Annotated in this window: 15 protein-coding genes; 7 read left to right on the plus strand and 8 right to left on the minus strand. The window is 60.7% G+C overall.

The genetic code is table 11. The features are described 5' to 3' along the window. Nucleotides 1–236 precede the first annotated feature (236 nt). The 3 genes from purF to AAC850_RS06545 all read left to right on the plus strand — a co-directional run bounded on the left by purF (nt 237) and on the right by AAC850_RS06545 (nt 2,897). Nucleotides 237–1,712 (plus strand): amidophosphoribosyltransferase, encoded by a 1,476-nt coding sequence (purF, locus tag AAC850_RS06535; protein WP_340587877.1) that lies wholly within the window; start codon nt 237–239, stop codon nt 1,710–1,712. After that, nucleotides 1,712–2,446 (plus strand): SDR family NAD(P)-dependent oxidoreductase, encoded by a 735-nt coding sequence (locus AAC850_RS06540; protein WP_340587879.1) that lies wholly within the window; start codon nt 1,712–1,714, stop codon nt 2,444–2,446. The genes purF and AAC850_RS06540 overlap by 1 nt, the downstream gene beginning before the upstream one ends. Nucleotides 2,447–2,549: 103 nt before the next feature. Further along, nucleotides 2,550–2,897: a PilZ domain-containing protein gene (locus AAC850_RS06545; protein WP_340587880.1), complete on the plus strand. Its 348-nt coding sequence runs from the start codon at nt 2,550–2,552 to the stop codon at nt 2,895–2,897. Nucleotides 2,898–2,965: 68 nt separating this feature from the next. On the opposite strand, the gene wecC is transcribed toward AAC850_RS06545, so the two are convergent. The 4 genes from wecC to AAC850_RS06565 are packed head-to-tail and all read right to left on the minus strand — an operon-like array spanning nt 2,966 to nt 7,934. After that, nucleotides 2,966–4,234, minus strand: a complete 1,269-nt coding sequence (gene wecC / locus AAC850_RS06550; protein ID WP_340587881.1) for a UDP-N-acetyl-D-mannosamine dehydrogenase — start codon at nt 4,232–4,234, stop codon at nt 2,966–2,968. After that, nucleotides 4,231–5,424 (minus strand): non-hydrolyzing UDP-N-acetylglucosamine 2-epimerase, encoded by a 1,194-nt coding sequence (wecB, locus tag AAC850_RS06555; RefSeq protein WP_340587882.1) that lies wholly within the window; start codon nt 5,422–5,424, stop codon nt 4,231–4,233. Before wecB ends, wecC begins: the two co-directional genes overlap by 4 nt. A 51-nt stretch (nt 5,425–5,475) precedes the next feature. After that, nucleotides 5,476–6,690: a serine hydrolase domain-containing protein gene (locus tag AAC850_RS06560; protein WP_340587883.1), complete on the minus strand. Its 1,215-nt coding sequence runs from the start codon at nt 6,688–6,690 to the stop codon at nt 5,476–5,478. A 5-nt stretch (nt 6,691–6,695) separates the two neighbouring features. Beyond that, nucleotides 6,696–7,934 carry a class I SAM-dependent methyltransferase gene (locus AAC850_RS06565; protein ID WP_340587884.1) on the minus strand — a complete coding sequence of 413 codons (1,239 nt, stop codon included), beginning with the start codon at nt 7,932–7,934 and terminating at the stop codon, nt 6,696–6,698. A 97-nt stretch (nt 7,935–8,031) separates the two neighbouring features. On the opposite strand from AAC850_RS06565, the gene AAC850_RS06570 reads away from it, so the two are divergent. Next, nucleotides 8,032–8,445, plus strand: coding sequence for a hypothetical protein (locus AAC850_RS06570; protein WP_340587885.1), 414 nt, complete (start codon nt 8,032–8,034; stop codon nt 8,443–8,445). On the opposite strand, the gene AAC850_RS06575 is transcribed toward AAC850_RS06570, so the two are convergent. Genes AAC850_RS06575 through AAC850_RS06585 form a run of 3 tightly spaced genes read right to left on the minus strand, consistent with a single transcriptional unit; the run spans nt 8,435 to nt 11,940 of the window. Beyond that, the gene (locus AAC850_RS06575; RefSeq protein ID WP_340587887.1) at nt 8,435–9,826 is read right to left on the minus strand and encodes a cryptochrome/photolyase family protein; all 1,392 of its coding nucleotides are present in this window, start codon (nt 9,824–9,826) and stop codon (nt 8,435–8,437) included. The genes AAC850_RS06570 and AAC850_RS06575 overlap by 11 nt on opposite strands. A gap of 34 nt (nt 9,827–9,860) precedes the next feature. Further along, a complete protein-coding gene (locus AAC850_RS06580; protein WP_340587888.1) occupies nt 9,861–10,769 on the minus strand; it encodes a metal-dependent hydrolase in 909 nt (302 codons plus the stop codon). A gap of 4 nt (nt 10,770–10,773) precedes the next feature. Then, complete coding sequence (locus tag AAC850_RS06585; protein WP_340587889.1) at nt 10,774–11,940, minus strand: glycosyltransferase; 1,167 nt, start codon at nt 11,938–11,940, stop codon at nt 10,774–10,776. Nucleotides 11,941–12,299: 359 nt separating this feature from the next. Here AAC850_RS06585 and AAC850_RS06590 point away from each other — a divergent pair, with 359 nt between their 5' ends. The 3 genes from AAC850_RS06590 to AAC850_RS06600 are packed head-to-tail and all read left to right on the plus strand — an operon-like array spanning nt 12,300 to nt 15,038. After that, nucleotides 12,300–12,866 (plus strand): LbetaH domain-containing protein, encoded by a 567-nt coding sequence (locus AAC850_RS06590; protein ID WP_340587890.1) that lies wholly within the window; start codon nt 12,300–12,302, stop codon nt 12,864–12,866. Further along, nucleotides 12,863–13,798 (plus strand): glycosyltransferase family 2 protein, encoded by a 936-nt coding sequence (locus AAC850_RS06595; RefSeq protein ID WP_340587891.1) that lies wholly within the window; start codon nt 12,863–12,865, stop codon nt 13,796–13,798. Before AAC850_RS06590 ends, AAC850_RS06595 begins: the two co-directional genes overlap by 4 nt. Then, entirely contained in the window at nt 13,788–15,038 is a 1,251-nt protein-coding gene (locus tag AAC850_RS06600; protein ID WP_340587892.1) for a glycosyltransferase family 4 protein, read from the plus strand. The genes AAC850_RS06595 and AAC850_RS06600 overlap by 11 nt, the downstream gene beginning before the upstream one ends. Nucleotides 15,039–15,050: 12 nt before the next feature. Here AAC850_RS06600 and AAC850_RS06605 read toward each other — a convergent pair whose 3' ends face one another. Further along, nucleotides 15,051–16,175 (minus strand): exopolysaccharide biosynthesis polyprenyl glycosylphosphotransferase, encoded by a 1,125-nt coding sequence (locus AAC850_RS06605; RefSeq protein WP_340587893.1) that lies wholly within the window; start codon nt 16,173–16,175, stop codon nt 15,051–15,053. Between the last annotated feature and the right edge of the window lie 334 nt (nt 16,176–16,509).

Below are 16,509 nucleotides of genomic sequence, written 5' to 3' on the forward strand. Positions count from 1 at the left end.
GTGGTCGCCAGATGTCGCCCCAAACAACTGCTGGACATCGCCGCCGTGGCGCACGGCTTCGTGCAGCAAGCAGACCTGCATTCCCGCTACGCAAACTGCCGGGCCAACGCGGCACCACAAGGGGCGGCGGCGGGACTGACAAGCGTATGGCTTGCCTACAACCCGCCGCACGCCCCTTGTAATCGATCCGCAACATCGCCATTGGAGAGCCGCGGCAGGCCACATAGCGGACATCCATGAAATTGACCCATCCCTTCCACGCTGAAGACGGTGACGACAAGCTGCATGAAGAATGCGGCGTGTTCGGCATTATCGGCGGTGATGATGCCGCCGCGACCACCGCGCTTGGCCTCCATGCCCTGCAGCATCGCGGGCAGGAAGCTGTCGGTATTTCGAGCTTCGATGGTACCGAATTCTTTACGCGCCGCGCGCTGGGTCATGTCGCCGACAATTTCTCTACCGCCGAATCACTAGCCGAACTGCCCGGTCACATGGCGGGCGGGCACGTGCGTTATTCAACCACCGGCGGATCGGGCCTGCGCAATGTCCAACCGCTCTACGCCGATCTTGCCAGCGGCGGCTTTTCGGTCGCGCATAATGGCAATATTTCGAACGCCAGCGCTTTGCGGCAGGAACTGGTTGAAAAGGGTGCGATCTTCCAGTCCACTTCGGATACGGAAGTCATCATCCACCTTGTCGCCACCAGCCGCTATCCCACCATGCTCGACAAGCTGGTAGATGCGTTGCGGCTGGTCGAAGGTGCCTATGCGCTGATCGTGATGACTCCGCGCGGCATGGCCGCCTGCCGCGATCCGCTGGGCATTCGTCCACTTGTCATGGGCAAGCTTGGCGATGCGACCGTATTTGCCAGCGAGACAGTGGCGCTCGACGTTGTGGGCGCGGAATTCGTCCGCCAGGTCGACCCTGGCGAGATGATCGAAGTCGATTTCGACGGGACCGTCCGCACACACCGCCCGTTTGGCAATCCGTCACCGCGCCCGTGCATTTTCGAACATGTCTATTTCAGCCGACCCGACTCCATCTTCAACGAGCGGTCGGTCTACGAAAGCCGCAAAAACATCGGCATCGAACTGGCAAAGGAATCGCCGTGCGAGGCCGATCTGGTCGTGCCCGTGCCTGACAGCGGCGTGCCTGCCGCCATTGGATATGCGCAGGAAAGCGGCATTCCGTTCGAACTGGGCATCATCCGCTCGCATTATGTCGGGCGCACCTTCATCCAGCCAAGCGACGGGGCAAGACATGCCGGTGTAAAGCGCAAGCACAATGCAAACCGCTCCATCGTGGCGGGCAAGCGCATCGTACTGATCGACGATTCCATCGTGCGCGGCACGACCAGCATGAAGATCGTACAGATCATGCGCGATGCAGGTGCTGCCGAAGTGCATTTCCGCGTTGCCAGTCCGCCGACGGGCAATGGCTGCTATTACGGGGTCGACACTCCCGAACGCTCGAAGCTGCTCGCCGGTCGGATGGATCTTCCCGCCATGCGCGAATTCATCAAGGCTGACAGCCTTGCATTCGTTTCGATCGATGGGCTTTACCGCGCGGTGGGTCTTGCCGGGCGCAACAATGCTTCTCCGCAATATTGCGACGCATGTTTTACCGGTGAATATCCCACCCCGCTCACCGATCTGATCGCAAAGACACAGGGCCAGGCCCAGCTCAGCCTGCCTGTCAGCGAGGACGCCTGATGACCGACACTAACACCGACGACCGGCCGCTGGCCGGCAAGATCGCACTTGTCACCGGGGCGAGCCGCGGGATCGGCGCGGCCACCGCCGTATCACTCGCAGCGAAGGGCGCGCATGTCGTGCTTACCGCGCGCAAGGTACGCGACCTTGAAGCGGTCGAAGATCGCGTTCATGACGCCGGCGGCAGCGCCACGATTGCCCCGCTCGACCTGACTGATGGCGAATCCATCGGGCGACTGGCGCAGGCCATTGCGGAGCGGTGGGACAAGCTCGATTACCTCGTCATCAACGCGGCGCAATTGCCGACGCTGACGCCGGTCACGCAGATCGATGCCAAGCAGTTTAACCAGGCGCTGACGCTGAATGTACTGTCCACGCAGGCGCTGATCGCCGCATTCGACCCATTGCTGAAACGTGCTGAAAAGGGTCGCATCGTCGGGCTGACCAGTTCAGTCGGCAGTGATCCGAGGCCGTTCTGGGGCGCTTATGGCGCCACCAAGGCGGCATTCGAGAACCTACTGGAATGTCATGGAAAGGAAGTCGAGCGCATTTCCGAAATGCGCGTTGCGATCATCGATCCGGGTGCGACTCGCACCTCGATGCGCGAACGTGCCTACCCCGGCGAAGACCCGCAAACGGTCAAACCGCCAGAAGCGGTTGGTGATCGTATCGCCGCCCTGCTGGAGGAAGACTTCGCCAATCTCCACCGCGAAAGAGTGGAAATAACCGCTTAACCACGTCCGGCAAGCTACCAGTAAGCAATTCGCGTCAGATTGTGCCAAGCAAAGGCCGTAAGGCCTAACCCACCATAAACTCTCCGCCTGGAGCCTTGGCACCATGACCATGCAGAACACCGTAGGCCGCTACGATATAGCAGCACAGGAAGACCGCAGCGCACCGCGCATGCGAATCATGATTCCTGCGCAAATGCGGGCCTCGGGCGCGCGCTCTTTCCAGACGGTCGTGAACGACCTTTCGCTGTCGGGCTTTTCGGCAACGGCGGTTAACCGGATGCACCCCGGTTCGATTTGCTGGCTGACCCTGCCGGGTCTCGAATCCCTGCAGGCCGAGGTCGTCTGGTGGGAAAATGGCATGGCCGGTTGCGCCTTCGCAAACCTGCTCAGCCCCATCGTGCACGACAACATCGTTTCACGCTTCAAGGACCAAGGCTCGTTCAAGCCCTGATCGGTTCGCACCTAATCGGTATCCGGGAAAGGGCTCCGTTCGCGGAGCCCTTTTTCGTTCTGCGAAAGCTAGTCCCGCTCGATCGCCTTCGCCTTGCGGGTCGAGAACATGCCGGTCGTGTCGACGACGGCTTTGGACAGATAGCTGTCGCCTTCGAGGCGCTTGAACTGGCGGTGGCCGACAAGGAATGTAACGATATCGGCCGCCTCGCGCGCCTCGTCCGACGTGACCAGCCGGACATTGTCGTGGCCAGCCAGCGAGGCAGGTAGCGCGTCCAGATTGGGTTCCACCACCAGCACCTTCGCGCCTTCGATACCTGCAACAGCTTCGACGATCTCGAGTGCGGGGCTTTCGCGCACATCATCCACGTCAGGCTTGTAGGTGATGCCGTAGCAGGCGATTGTCGGGGACTTGAAGCGGTCTGCCAGGCCACGGATCGTCTCGACCACGCGGTTGGGCTTGTCGTCGTTCACCATGCGCGCCGTGCGGATCAGGCGGGCCTCATCGGGCGCGCTGGACACGATGAACCACGGATCGACCGCAATGCAATGGCCGCCCACCCCTGCACCCGGCATCAGTATGTTCACACGCGGATGCTGGTTAGCCAGCTCACGCACCTGCCAGACATCGGTGCCAAGCTTGTCGCAAATGATCGAAAGTTCATTTGCGAAAGCAATATTGACATCGCGATAGGCGTTCTCGGAAAGTTTGCAGAGCTCGGCAACGCGGCTGTCGGTGACGTAGCACGTTCCCATAACGAAGCTCTGGTAGAGCCGCGCTGCCTTGTTCGCGCAGTCCGTGGTCAATCCGCCGATGATGCGGTCGTTGGAAACGAGTTCGCGCAGCATCTGGCCCGGCAGGATGCGCTCGGGGCAATGGCACAGCGCGACATCGGCCTCGCGGTCTTCGTCGCGGTAGCGCGGGAAAGTGAGATCGGGGCGCTCCTCGGCAAAAATCTCACCAAGGCGCTCGGTAGAGCCAACCGGCGATGTCGATTCGAGAATGACGACATTGCCCTTCTCCAGCACCGGGGCAATCGTGCGCGCAGCCGCTTCGACATAGGCCATGTCCGGGCCTTCGTTCACCATTGGCGTAGGAACTGCGATGAGAAAGAATTCGGCAGGTTCGGGCGTGGTGGTGGCGCGCAGGCGACCTGTCTCTACCGATGCGGACAGCAGCATCTGCAGGTCAGGCTCCTGGAAATGGGCGCGTCCTGCGTTCACCGCCTCGACGACACTCTCGTTGACTTCAAGGCCGACGACTTCGTGCCCACGGCTCGCCAGCATGGCAGCGGTCGGCAGGCCGATATAGCCGAGCCCTACGGTGCAGACCTTCATCTTGCCTGATCCTTCGAATTCTGCGCTTTTTTCACGAACGCGGCGACCGAGGCTGCAATCTTCTGCGCAGCAGTGCCATCGCCATAGGGAAAGACCTTGCGCGCGCGGCGTTCGTAATGATCAGGTTCGGACAGGAGCCTCGTCGCTGCGGCAACGATCCCGTCGACATTGGTGCCGACAATCTGCGCGACGCCGGTGGCAACCGCCTCGGGCCGCTCGGTCACTTCACGCATCACCAGTACCGGCTTGCCCAGCGCAGGTGCTTCCTCCTGGATGCCGCCGCTATCGGTGAGCACCACATGCGCCGCCTGCATCAGCGCAACCATCTGCACGTAATCGACCGGCGGGATGAGGTGTATGGCGGAGGTATTGCCCAGCCGTTCTTCCACCACCTGCTTGACCTGCGGATTGAGGTGAACCGGATAGACGATCTGCGCATCGCCGCGCTTGGCGATTTCAACCAGCGCGTCACAAATGCGGCCGAAGCCACCGCCAAAGCTCTCCCGCCGATGGCCGGTGACAAGCACCAGCTTCTTCGACGGGTCGAGTGCCACGTCGATTGACGCAAGCTCATCGCCCTCCAGGCCCTTGGCAACGTGCAAAAGCGCATCGATGCCCGAATTCCCCGTGACCTCGATATGACGCGTGGTGTCGTGCTTGGCGGGGCGCTCAGCGCGCAGGTTCAGCACGGCCGTGCTTGTCGGAGCCCATAAGAGCTCTGCCATCGCATCGATCGAGATGCGGTTGTATTCTTCCGGCCAAGGCCGCTGGATGTCATGGCTGCGCAAACCTGCCTCGACATGCCCGATCGGAACGCGGACGTAGAAAGCCGCCATCGCCGCTGCCATGGCGGAAGTGGTGTCACCATGCACCATCACCAGTCCGGGATTGTGCTCGGCGATCAGGGCTTCCATTTCCTTGAGCACGCGGCAGGTAATGTCCCCGAGGGTCTGACCCGGGGTCATCAGGTCAAGATCAATGTCAGGCTTCTCGCCAAACACGGCGAAAACCTGGTCAAGCATCTGACGATGCTGGCCGGTCGTGACAACCTTCAGGTCCACTTCGGGCACCTGCCGCAAGGCGCGCACGACAGGCAGCATCTTGATCGCTTCCGGCCGGGTGCCGATCACGAGCAGAACTGGCGTCACCTGTTGCGCGCCGACGAGAGAGTTTGGGTTAAGTTCGACCACGCAGGGGCGCTACCACCTCAGCGTAAAAATAATGCTACCGCGCCGTTCACCTTATTGCGCCGCTGCACCCGCTCTGTTGCGGGCATCAACAGCAGCTTGCACGACTTCATAGAAGCGGTCGCGTTCGGCCTTTGCGCCGCCGTTACCCACGCCATCGGGCCAATTGGCGTTGCTGGCGATGACAAGGTTACGCGCAGGATCGATGAAAATGCCCTGACCGAACAACCCGCGCGCGGCATAGGCCTCGCCGGGGTAGGTCCACCATTGATAGCCATAGCCGACAGAGCGCCCGCCCGTTTCGTAAAGCGACTGAGTGGCTTCCTCGAACCATCCTTCAGGCACGACCTGCTTTTCACCGGCCACGCCGCCGCCCATCGCGAACAGGCCGAAGCGCGCCATGTCGCGCGTGCTGGCCTGGATGCAGCAGCCGGATATCTCGCTACCCGTATTGGAGAGAATCCATGTGGCATCCTGCTCCATCCCGAACGGTGCCCAGACCTTCTCGGATAAATAATCGGCAAGGTTCCTACCGGTTGCTTCGCGCACCAGCATACCGATCATGTTCGTCTCGCCAGTGTTGTATTGCCAGCGTGTCCCCGGCTCCGCGTCGCGCGGCAACTGGCGCATGTAATCGACCAGTGCATCGACGCCCTCCTCGCGCGAAACGTGCTCGCTGAAGCGCGCAATATCGCTCTGCGGATCGTCGTAATCCTCGCTCCACCTTATACCGCTGCTCATGGTCAGAAGCTGGCGGATAGTCACGCCATCGTAGGCTGAGCCTTCGAGGTCTGGCAGATATTGCGTTACCGGATCTTCCACGCTGCCAATAAAGCCATCAGCGATGGCAGCACCCAGCAGGGTCGAAGTCAGGCTCTTGGCGACCGAGAAGCTGGTCCATTTACCATCTGCGCTGAATCCGCTGTCATAACGCTCGAACACGACTTCGCCGTCCAGCACGATCACGGTGGCGGCGGAGTTCTGCGAATCGACGTATGCTTCCATGTCGAACTCGCCCAGGTCGAGCGGGTCGCCAGCGGGCAGCGGATAGGTCGCTTCGCCATCCGCGATTGTGCGCGACTGCGCCAGCGCAGGCAGCGCGTCCATCGCGCGGAAAGCTGCGTTGCGCGTTTCCTCGTCCCAGAACAGCACGTTGCGATCGGTTGGCATATTGGCGATCAGCCCGCGCTGGTCATCGTCGAGCGACATCCAGCCAATGCCGAGCGCGGCAGCGATCACCACTGCGATCCCGATCAACCATTTTTTCATGCGCGCTACCCTTTGTCTTTTACCAGGGTGACCTGACTAACGGTGATCCCGCCACCGCGAAAGCCGCCCTCGCAATACATCAGGTAAAACCGCCAGAGATCGCGGAATCTTCGGTCGAATCCCGGCGGAAGGCGCTGTTCATCCGCCGCCTGATCAAACTGCGCACGCCAAAGCCGGAGCGTTTCGGCGTAGTCGAGGGCAAAGTCCTCCTGCTCGGTCCACGCCAGACCGCGCGCTTCGGCTAGCGCACGAAATTCGCTGGTGCGGATCAGCAGGCCGCCGGGAAATACATAGGCCTGGATGAAGTCGGCGCTCTTGACATAGGCATCGAACAGATCGTCACGCATGGCGATGAACTGGATGGCAGCCCTGCCACCCGGTTTCAGGTTGCGCGCAATGCAATCCATGAAAGTGGCCCAGTATTCGCGGCCCAGCGCTTCGACCATTTCCACGCTGACGATGGCATCGAACTGGCCCGAAGTGTCGCGGTAATCCTGCTTCAGGAATTGAACGCCGGGATGATGTTCCCGCGCCCAGTCAAGCTGCTCGTCCGACAGGCTGATGGCATCGACCCTGCTACCCCCTTCTGCAAAATGCGCCGACAGCGCGCCCCAGCCGCAACCGATTTCGAGCAGGCTCTCAGGCGTGCCGACACGCTGTGCAAGTCGCTCCCACTTGCGATGCTGCCCTTCCTGCAATCCATCGCTGTCCAACTGGTAGGCAGATGAATAGCTCATCGTTGGATCGAGCCACGCGGCGTAGAAATCATTGCCGAGATCGTAATGCGCGTGAATGTTCTTTTCGGCTTGCGATTTGGTGTTTCGGTTGAGCGCGTGCAACGCCTTGGCAGCCCATCGCCACGGGCCTTTTGCCCGTGCCGTGTTGCCCATCGCATCCGCATTGGCGACGAACAGCGCGAACAATTGCACCGGATCGGGGCTGGACCACTCACCGGCCTCCCATGCCTGGTACAAGCCAACCGAGCCGTTGGTGGCAACGCGCAACAATCCGCGCCAGTCGTGCAGGGTGACTTCGCATTCGAAGCCCGGAGCACGTCCACCCAACGTGCAGCGCGTTCCGTCAGGCAGCTCGCCATGCAGCGTGCCGCTGGCAAGACCGCGATCGATCTGCTCGAGTAAGTGGGAGGCCGCCGGGGCAAATATGCGCGCCAGCAGGCCGGGTTCGGACCCATACCGCTGCCCACTGTCGAGCAGCACGCCACCCCTTGCCTCTTGCGCCTCCATCGGCCGCCTTATGGCGACACGCGCCCCTGCGGGCAAGGCGCTGTTTCTTGGGAAATGCAGTGGACGCTGCTAGCATTCAGCGAAGGGGAGAGCGCTTATGACAAATCCTTTGGTTCGCAAGATCGTGGCCAGCGTGGCCGGGATCATCATCGCTGGCATAGTCGTTGGCCTGGTGGAGATGCTGGGGCACATGGTTTTTCCACCCCCTGATGGAATTGATGTCACCGATCCGGCCGATCAAGCGCGGATGATGGAAGTTATCCCGACTGGCGCGAAGGTGGCGGTGATCGTCGCGTGGTTCCTCGGTTCGCTCGCTGGCGCCTGGGCGGCAATTCGCATAGCGGGCAATGCTGTGCCCGGCTGGATCGTGGCCGTGGTCATGATCGCGCTCAGCCTCGTCACAACCCAGATGTTTCCGCATCCGTTCTGGATGGTGCTTTCCGCGCTGGCGCTACCTATCGTCGCTGTCCTGGTCGCCAAGCGAATGCTGGCCGCGCGCCTTACTTCTTAGTCTCGCGATAGGCGTCCAACGCCCGTTCGCGGGCCTCCTTGTGGCCGATTATCTTGGATGGGTAATCAGCCGGCTTGCAGCCATACTCCTCCGGATCATGGATATGGCGGTCATCAAGGTCGGCCAGTTCGGGCACCCATTTGCGGATGTAATCGCTCGCATCGAATTTCTCGCTCTGGCTCAGCGGCGCCATGATGCGCACGAACATGTTGCTGTCCACGCCGGTGCCGCTGACCCATTGCCAATTGGTCGAATTGGAGCCGTAATCGGCATCGACAAGCGTATCCCAGAACCATTGCTCGCCATGCTTCCAATCGACCAGCAGATGCTTGATGAGGAAGCTGGCGGTGATCATCCGCACGCGGTTGTGCATCCAGCCTGTCGCCCAAAGTTCGCGCATCCCCGCATCGACAATCGGATAGCCTGTCTGGCCGCGCTGCCATGCCTGGAGATCATCCTCGATCAGGTGTCCACGGTTGGGATTGCGCCAGAAATTGCTGCCATAGCCATCGCGATAGGATTCCTCTCCGTAATCGGGGAATTGGCAGATTACGTTCTGCGCAAAATCGCGCCACACCAGCTCCTGCCGGAAGATCGTCGCACCTTCGCTGGAGTAGCGGCTCATCGCCTCCCACAGCATACGCGGCGACACTTCGCCGTGGTGCAAATGCGGGCTCATCCGGCTGGTGCCCGTTATCGACGGCAAATTGCGCTTATCGTCATATTCGGAGACGATATCGAGATAGTCTTCGAACGCCTCCATCGCTGCCGCCGTACCATGCTGGTCGCCCCAGAATTCGCGCATTCCGCCAGCCCAGTCGGGCTTGGTCGGAAGCAGGCCGAGTTCGGCAAGGTCATCGCTCTCAGGCCAGCTTTCCGGCGAGGTCAGGCTCGGCTCGGGCAAAATGTCGAAGCCATCGATGGCCGCAAATATCGCGTCCTTGAACGGCGTATAGATCTTGTAGGGGGTACCCGTTCCGGTCGTCACGGTACCCGGCGGCAACAGATAATTGCCATCGTGCAATTCGAGCGGAATCTCGTCCTTCAGCGCGCCTTGCGCCTTGCGCCACCACGGTTCGTAATGGCGAATGGCATGGACGCAGGACGCGCCGGTTTCTTCCACCAGTTCGGTCAGGATATCGATCACCTTCCCGCGTCGCAGGATCAACCGCGAATTGTGCCGCGCAAGGTCGCTTGAAAGACTTACCAGCGCGTGATGCAGCTTCCAGCGGCAGGCACCGCCCATCTTGCGATCGCCGGGTGTCTCGTCATCGAGGATGAAAACGGGGATGACCGGCCCAGCTTCTGCGGCGGCGGTAAAGGCGGCTTGATCGACCAGGCGCAAGTCGCGCCGCAGCCATACGATTTGTGGTTCGGACAATCGGCTTCCCCTTGGTGTTCGGGGATTCAGCGTATCAGCCGCCGCCGGGTTCCGAACATAGACCATTGGGCAGGATCACGTTGAAATTGCCCTGCTGCACCGGATGGTAGCGCGCATCGGACAGTCGCCAGGTTCCATCCTCCAGCCGATCGACCACCGGCGCACGCGACCAGAACAGGAAAGCCCGTGCCTGATCGCTCGACTCGCGGGCAGCTTCCAAGTCGCAGGCAGAGATGGGCCGATTGCCCACCCTTTCGCCATCCTTGTAGAAAGTGCCATTGCCGCCAACGCCAATCGTTTCGCGCTGCCAGAACGCAAATGGCGGCGGCGAGCTTATTGTCTCGACAAACGAGCTGTCGAGTTGGCGATCATACTCCGAGAACGCGTAATTCGCGACAATATAGAGCCCCGCCAGCCCGAGCACATTGCGTGCCAGCCCTCTCCAGTCACCACCGCGCTTTTCGCGCCGGAACGCTAGCCACAGGCCGGTCGCCATCAGCGCCCACAGCCATCCATCGATGATGAACAGCGTGTCGCCGTAATACCATTCGCTGGAAAACGGCTCGAAAAAGCGAATGCCGTAGACGTTCAGCCAATCAAGCGCCGGATGGGTGAGCGCGCCGATGAAGGCTAGGCCATAGAGCCATCCGAAATGGACGGGCACCCTCCCCTCTGGTCGCTTGCCACGCGATGCCTGCCAGCGATCCCAGCCCCATAGCAATCCGGCCAGTATCAGTGGCAGCACCACAAGCGCCGGAGGTCCATGCGTAATACCGCGGCGAAAACCGAGGTGCTCGGTCCCTTCGAGCCAGAAGAAGCACGCGGCATCGATATCCGGCAGGTTCGCCCCGATGATGAGCGCAGGCATGGCGAGACCGGTTTTCTTCTTGAGGCCCGTCTGCCCTATCAGCGCGCCGACCAGCGAGTGGGTAAGATTGTCCATTGAGCTAGTCTGTCTCGCTTACGAAGTCTGGCCGGTCCCTATGCCCCAGTAACCATTGATAAGTCGTAAGATACTGCTGCGCGACGCTATCCCACGTGAACTTCCGTTCGACCAGCGCGCGTGCGCGGCGGGCGATCTCCGCCAATTCAGGGTCTTCGAGCCGGGTCCGCAGCACATTTGCCAGTTCAGCCGGATCGGTCGTCACGCGAATTGCGGCATCGTGGGCAAATCCCTCGGGCAGGTTGCAGGCATCGGTGATGAACGCAGGGGTGTCGTAGGCCCATGCCTCGAGCACTGCGATGGGCAATCCTTCGGAATGAGACGGCAGCACGAATGCGTCTGCCGTGCAAAGTGCTTCGTGCTTTTGTCCGCCATGCAAGGCGCCAGTGAATTCGACCTCTGCTGCATCGGGAAGCGCCTCTGCCTGGGCCTTGAGCGCGTCAGCATGGCCGCCATCATCCCAACCGGCGATGACCACGCGCCATCGCGCGACAAAATCCGGATCGTCCGTCGCAATCATGCCCCAAGCGGTGAGCAATTCGGACAAGCCCTTCTTGGGGTGCAACCGGCCAAGGAACAGCAGGGTCTTGCGACCCTTGCCGGTCGCGGGAGGACAAGGCGCTTGTGGCAAATCGATACCGTTCGGGATTTGCGCGACCGGGTTGGAAAATCCGGCAGCACGGATGGCCCTTGCTTCCGCTTCGGCCAGTGCGTGCAGGCACGCAGCACCACGCAGATTTGCGTTCTCGTAAAAGGCGCCAGCTAGCCTTTTCTTCCAACCCGAATTGGCAAGCGCCCACGGATCGAGCATTCCATGCGGTGAAATCACCACCGGCTTTCCGGTTCGCCTGCGCCAATTGTTCACGGCAATGGATGGTCCCTGCCAGATGCCGTGCTGATGCAGCAGGTCGTGGTCCCCCAGCCGCTTTGCCAGGCCGGGCGCATAGCCCAGCGATGGCGACCCTACCGGGTCGAGCAGCACTGGCGCAATGTCGCCCCATTCCGCCAGATCGGCCTCGGAATACTCATCACGCAAGGCATAGACTTTGACCTTGCAGCCTAGCGCCGCCAGCCCCTGAACTGCGCGGCGTAGGACGACGGAAACGCCCCCTGCCTTCCGCGACATGCTTGTGCAAACGAAGCCGATATCGAGCGGCTTGCTGTCGCTCACTCTAGTTCTCCCGCCAAGCCATCAGCGAAACAAAGGAATTGCGCATGGAGCGCGATTACAACCTTGCGTGACTGAAGCGCGACATCCGAGCGCAGTTGTTCAAGCAACTCTGTTGACCCGGTGCGTCCCTCTGCCACACCCCATTGGCTGTGCGGGCTGGTTGCTCTGACTTTTGGAAAATAGCGCAAATTCGAGCTTTCCGGGGATCGGCGACGTCTATGCCGCTGCGGGTTTCATGGCGCTTATCAATCGCGGCTCGTTCGCTCAAGTACGATAGAAAATGCAATCGCGGCGCAAGTTGCTTTCACCATGCATGGCGCATATGGCTGCGAAACCGCTATCGGCGCAATCTCGCAGCTATGAAACCTGTCCCCATTCCTCCGCCCAATATGGCGCACAAATCAAAGCGACTCTTGTGGTCGCTCGTATGGCTCGTGCTGTACCGGCCCAGCCCCGCCATGCTGCATGGGTGGCGCCGCTTCTTGCTGCGCTGTTTCGGAGCGCAAGTGCGCAGCGGAGCCCACCCCTATCCATCGGCAAAGGTTTGGGCTCCGTGGAACTTGGTGATGCTCGAAGACAGTTGCCTCGGACCCGAAAGCGACACCTACAACGTCGCGCAGGTTACGCTGCGCAAACGCGCGATCGTTAGCCAGAAATCCTATCTGTGCACCGCCAGCCATTCCACCGATGATGAGTTCGTGCTGGTGGGTGCGCCGATCGTGCTGGAAGAGAGCGCATGGGTGGCGACACGCGCGCTGGTCGGCCCCGGTGTGACAATCGGGCGCGGAGCAGTGCTTGCTGCCGGTGCGGTGACTGCAAAGGACATTCCACCCGGCATGATCTACGCCGGCAACCCCGCGCGCGAAGTGAGCGAAAGCGCGCTGGGACAGAGCGATGGAACAATCGTGCGGCAGGCGGACCGGTGAGCAGCCCGAGCATTACCGCGATAATCCTTACGAAGGACGAGGAGCAGCACCTGCGCCGCGCGCTCGGCTGCGTCATGCCGTATTGCCGCGAAGTGATCGTTGTCGACTCCGGTTCGACCGACGGGACGCAAGCGATCGCCCGCGAAATGGGCGCGCGTTGGGAGAGCAACGCCTGGGTCAATTACGCAACGCAGTTCAACCACGGCCTTGAGCTGGCTGGTGAGACTTCGGATTGGATCCTGCGCCTCGATGCGGACGAGATACTCGATACCGACTGGTATGCGCGATTTTCCGCGCTGGTGGCGCAGAAGCCGGACACCGCTGGCATCGCACTACGCCGGATGATGACCTTTCGCGGCAAGCCGATCCGCCACGGGCTTGCCCAGACCTGGCAGCTGCGCCTGTTTCGCGCTGGTCGCGGGCACTGCGAAGCGCGCTGGATGGACGAGCATATCGTAGTCGATGGCCCGGTCGAACAGCTCGGCGTGCAATTGCTCGACGATAATCTCAACGACTTGAAGTGGTGGACGCAAAAGCACATCGGTTACGCTGATCGCGAAGCGGTAGACCTGCTGCTCGGAGAAGAGCGCGCTGGTGATAAGGTCCATGGCGGAGCGATGACAGGTCAAGCCAAGGTCAAGCGATGGCTAAAGGACAATGTCTACGCCCGCCTGCCCATAGGCCTGCGCGCGCTGTTGTTCTTCATCCTGCGATATGTCTTCGCGCTCGGCTTCCTCGACGGATTGCGCGGTTTCCAGTTTCACGTGCTGCAAGGCTTCTGGTACCGGCTCTACACCGACATCCGGCTGGACGAGATCCGCAAGCTGCGTGCGGCGGAAAATCTGCCGCTCGAACAAGCGATTTTCCGCGTGACCGGGCATGAAGTTGCGCCCGCTCCAACCATCGAAACGGACAAGCCACATGGCGGATAAACCCGCACGCGGTTCGCTGATTTTCGTCAACCGCTATTTCTGGCCAGACCGCAGCGCCACTTCGCAAATCCTGACCGATGTCGCCTTCCATCTCGCTGGCAAGGGTTACAGCGTGAAGGTAGTGGCGAGCCGCCTGTCCTACGAAGGCGACGAAGGCCCCTACCTGGCGCAGGAAACGCATCATGGGGTCGCCATTCACCGGGTCGCGACACCAAGCTTCGGGCGCGGCAACATTGCCGGGCGAATTGCCGATTATCTGGGCTTCTACGTCACCGCATTCTTCAAGACGCTGGCGATCGCTAAGCGGGGCCATATTGTGGTGGCAAAGACCGATCCGCCGGTCCTGTCATGGCCCATCGGCCTAGCGGCAAGGCTGAGGGGCGCGAGGCGGGCCAACTGGTTGCAGGACCTCTATCCGGAAGTAGCCGAAGCCTTTGGCGTGCTTGGCAGCAATGCAATCTCGACCCGCATGGTACGCAGCCTTCGTGACCGGTCGCTGCGCAAGGCCGACCTGAACATCGCAATCGGCGATCGCATGGCCGATCTCCTGCGCCGGCAAGGCGTCGACGACCGCCGCATCTCTGTAATCCCGAACATGACCGATGACGAGGCGATCCGCCCCATTCCACCGACGGAAAATCCGTTGCGCACCGAGTGGGGGTTTGCCGAAAATGATCTGGTCGTCGGCTATTCGGGCAATCTGGGCCGCGCCCATGAGATCGAGACTCTCCTTGGTGCCGCGCAGCAATTGCAGGGCGAAGGCCGCACGGACATTTGCTTCCTGGTGATCGGAGGCGGTTTCCTGCGCGACAGGCTGGAGAGCGAGATCGCAGCCCGCGCGCTTACGAATTTCACTCTCAAGCCGTACCAGCCCCGCGACCAGTTGCACTTCTCGCTGACCGTGCCCGATGTCCATTGGGTGTCACTGTTGCCATCGCTCGAAGGACTGATCGTGCCAAGCAAGTTCTACGGCGCAGCAGCAAGCGGCCGGCCTGTGGTCTTCATCGGTAGCCGGACGGGTGAGCTTGGCGCGATCGTGCCCGAGCGTGATTGCGGGGCGGTCATTGAAGTCGGAGACTCGGCGGGACTGGCTGGATTGCTTCGCCGCTATTCCGGCGAAACCGATTTCCGGCTCCAGCAGGGGCGCAATGCCCGCGCATTGGTGGAAAGCGGCTTTAACCGTGCCGCCGTTTTCGCGAAGTGGGAAGAGTTCGCAGCACGTTTCCTGCAGAAAGTCTGAGCTTCGCTGCCGCTATTTCGCGCCGTGCCCGGTGAAAACGACCTGCACCGTACGCGCGAGAATCAGGAAATCGAGCCAGTACGAGAAATTCTTGATGTAATAGAAATCGTACTGAAGCTTGTCGTCAATATCGGAAAGCCCGGTCACATGGCCCTGGTTGACCTGCGCCCATCCGGTGATGCCGGGGCGCACGATGTGGCGATAATCGTAAAATGGAATTTCTTCCTGATACCAGCGTGACAGCTCGATTGCTTCGGGCCGCGGACCGATCCAGCTCATCTGCCCAAGCAGGATATTGAACATTTGCGGCAGTTCATCGATGCGGGTCTGGCGCAGGAAACGGCCGAACTTCGTGACGCGCGGATCTTCCTTTCCGGTCATTGCCTTGCGACGGCGCGCTTCCTCGGTGTCCACTTCAGTGTCCAGGCGCATCGTGCGGAATTTCAGGACGCGAAAGGTCTCACCGCGATAGCCGATACGGTGTTGTCGGAAGAATACGGGACCGGGCGAATCGATTTTGAGCAGGAAAGCCACGATAGCCAGTGGCAAAATCAGGAGCGGCAAGAGAAGAACGACCAGCGCGATGTCCATTACGCGCTTGAAACGCACGAATGACATGCTTGGCAGGAGCGAACCGAAACTGTTTTCCGAGAGATGCTCCACCCGGATCTTCCCCGTCGCCGCCTCGTAGACCTGCTTGTAATGAAAAACGGGAATGCCCTGCAGTGCGGCGTTGGCGAGCAAACGCTCCCAATGATCGCCAAGGTCTGCGTGAAGGTCGGCGACCAATATGGCGCCGCGATGGTTCGGAAGCATGGGTTCGGAAAGCGGGCGAGACTGGATGCCCGCCTTCAGCAGCCGTTTGATGCGGCCGCCCGGCACCGTGTAAAAGATGTTCTGGTCGGACCGGGTCGCTATGATCATCAACAGCACGTAAACCGCAAGGGATGCGGCGAAATTCATTCCGAACACGGGAATTGAGTATTGCAGACGCAGGGCAAGGATACCCATGGCGACAACGCCGAAACTCATGATGAAGGTAGGGATCACCGACCCTAGCTGCTTGACGCCAGGGTAGATGTTCACGCGCCGGGCAAACAGTATCCCGCCGATGCTGGCGATGATCGTTCCGATCACGGAATTTTGCACCGGCCCTGATGTGAACAGCGCAAGCCGGCTCCCGAATACCAACAGTGTTGGCAGCAAAGAGCCCAGCACAAGGCACAAGACAACCTGCAGACCAAAAGAGCGATAAAGGCTCCGGCCATCCTGGATCAACTCGTTTGGCGCCGCCATTAGCATCGCGTTGTGCTTATAACCTCATGGTATTATTCACGAAAAGCGCCATTGTGCAGACGCGAACAAAGAAGCCCTACGCCTCAAATCCTGTAACTGCAAGCCACGCGGATTGCGGAATAGCAATGGATGTTCGCGGTCAGAACCGTGGCGCATCGCCTATCGCAGTATAAAT

The organism is Erythrobacter alti (assembly GCF_037996805.1).
Taxonomy (GTDB): domain Bacteria; phylum Pseudomonadota; class Alphaproteobacteria; order Sphingomonadales; family Sphingomonadaceae; genus Alteraurantiacibacter; species Alteraurantiacibacter alti.

Bases quoted from the DNA above. Each gene is read 5' to 3' on its own strand.
- AAC850_RS06545 (WP_340587880.1), top strand. From the start codon at position 2,550: ATGACCATGCAGAACACCGTAGGCCGCTACGATATAGCAGCACAGGAA.
- AAC850_RS06570 (WP_340587885.1), top strand. From the start codon at position 8,032: ATGACAAATCCTTTGGTTCGCAAGATCGTGGCCAGCGTGGCCGGGATC.
- wecC (WP_340587881.1), bottom strand. From the start codon at position 4,234: ATGAAGGTCTGCACCGTAGGGCTCGGCTATATCGGCCTGCCGACCGCT.
- AAC850_RS06565 (WP_340587884.1), bottom strand. From the start codon at position 7,934: ATGGAGGCGCAAGAGGCAAGGGGTGGCGTGCTGCTCGACAGTGGGCAG.
- purF (WP_340587877.1), top strand. From the start codon at position 237: ATGAAATTGACCCATCCCTTCCACGCTGAAGACGGTGACGACAAGCTG.
- AAC850_RS06560 (WP_340587883.1), bottom strand. From the start codon at position 6,690: ATGAAAAAATGGTTGATCGGGATCGCAGTGGTGATCGCTGCCGCGCTC.
- AAC850_RS06600 (WP_340587892.1), top strand. From the start codon at position 13,788: ATGGCGGATAAACCCGCACGCGGTTCGCTGATTTTCGTCAACCGCTAT.
- AAC850_RS06590 (WP_340587890.1), top strand. From the start codon at position 12,300: ATGAAACCTGTCCCCATTCCTCCGCCCAATATGGCGCACAAATCAAAG.
- AAC850_RS06580 (WP_340587888.1), bottom strand. From the start codon at position 10,769: ATGGACAATCTTACCCACTCGCTGGTCGGCGCGCTGATAGGGCAGACG.
- AAC850_RS06540 (WP_340587879.1), top strand. From the start codon at position 1,712: ATGACCGACACTAACACCGACGACCGGCCGCTGGCCGGCAAGATCGCA.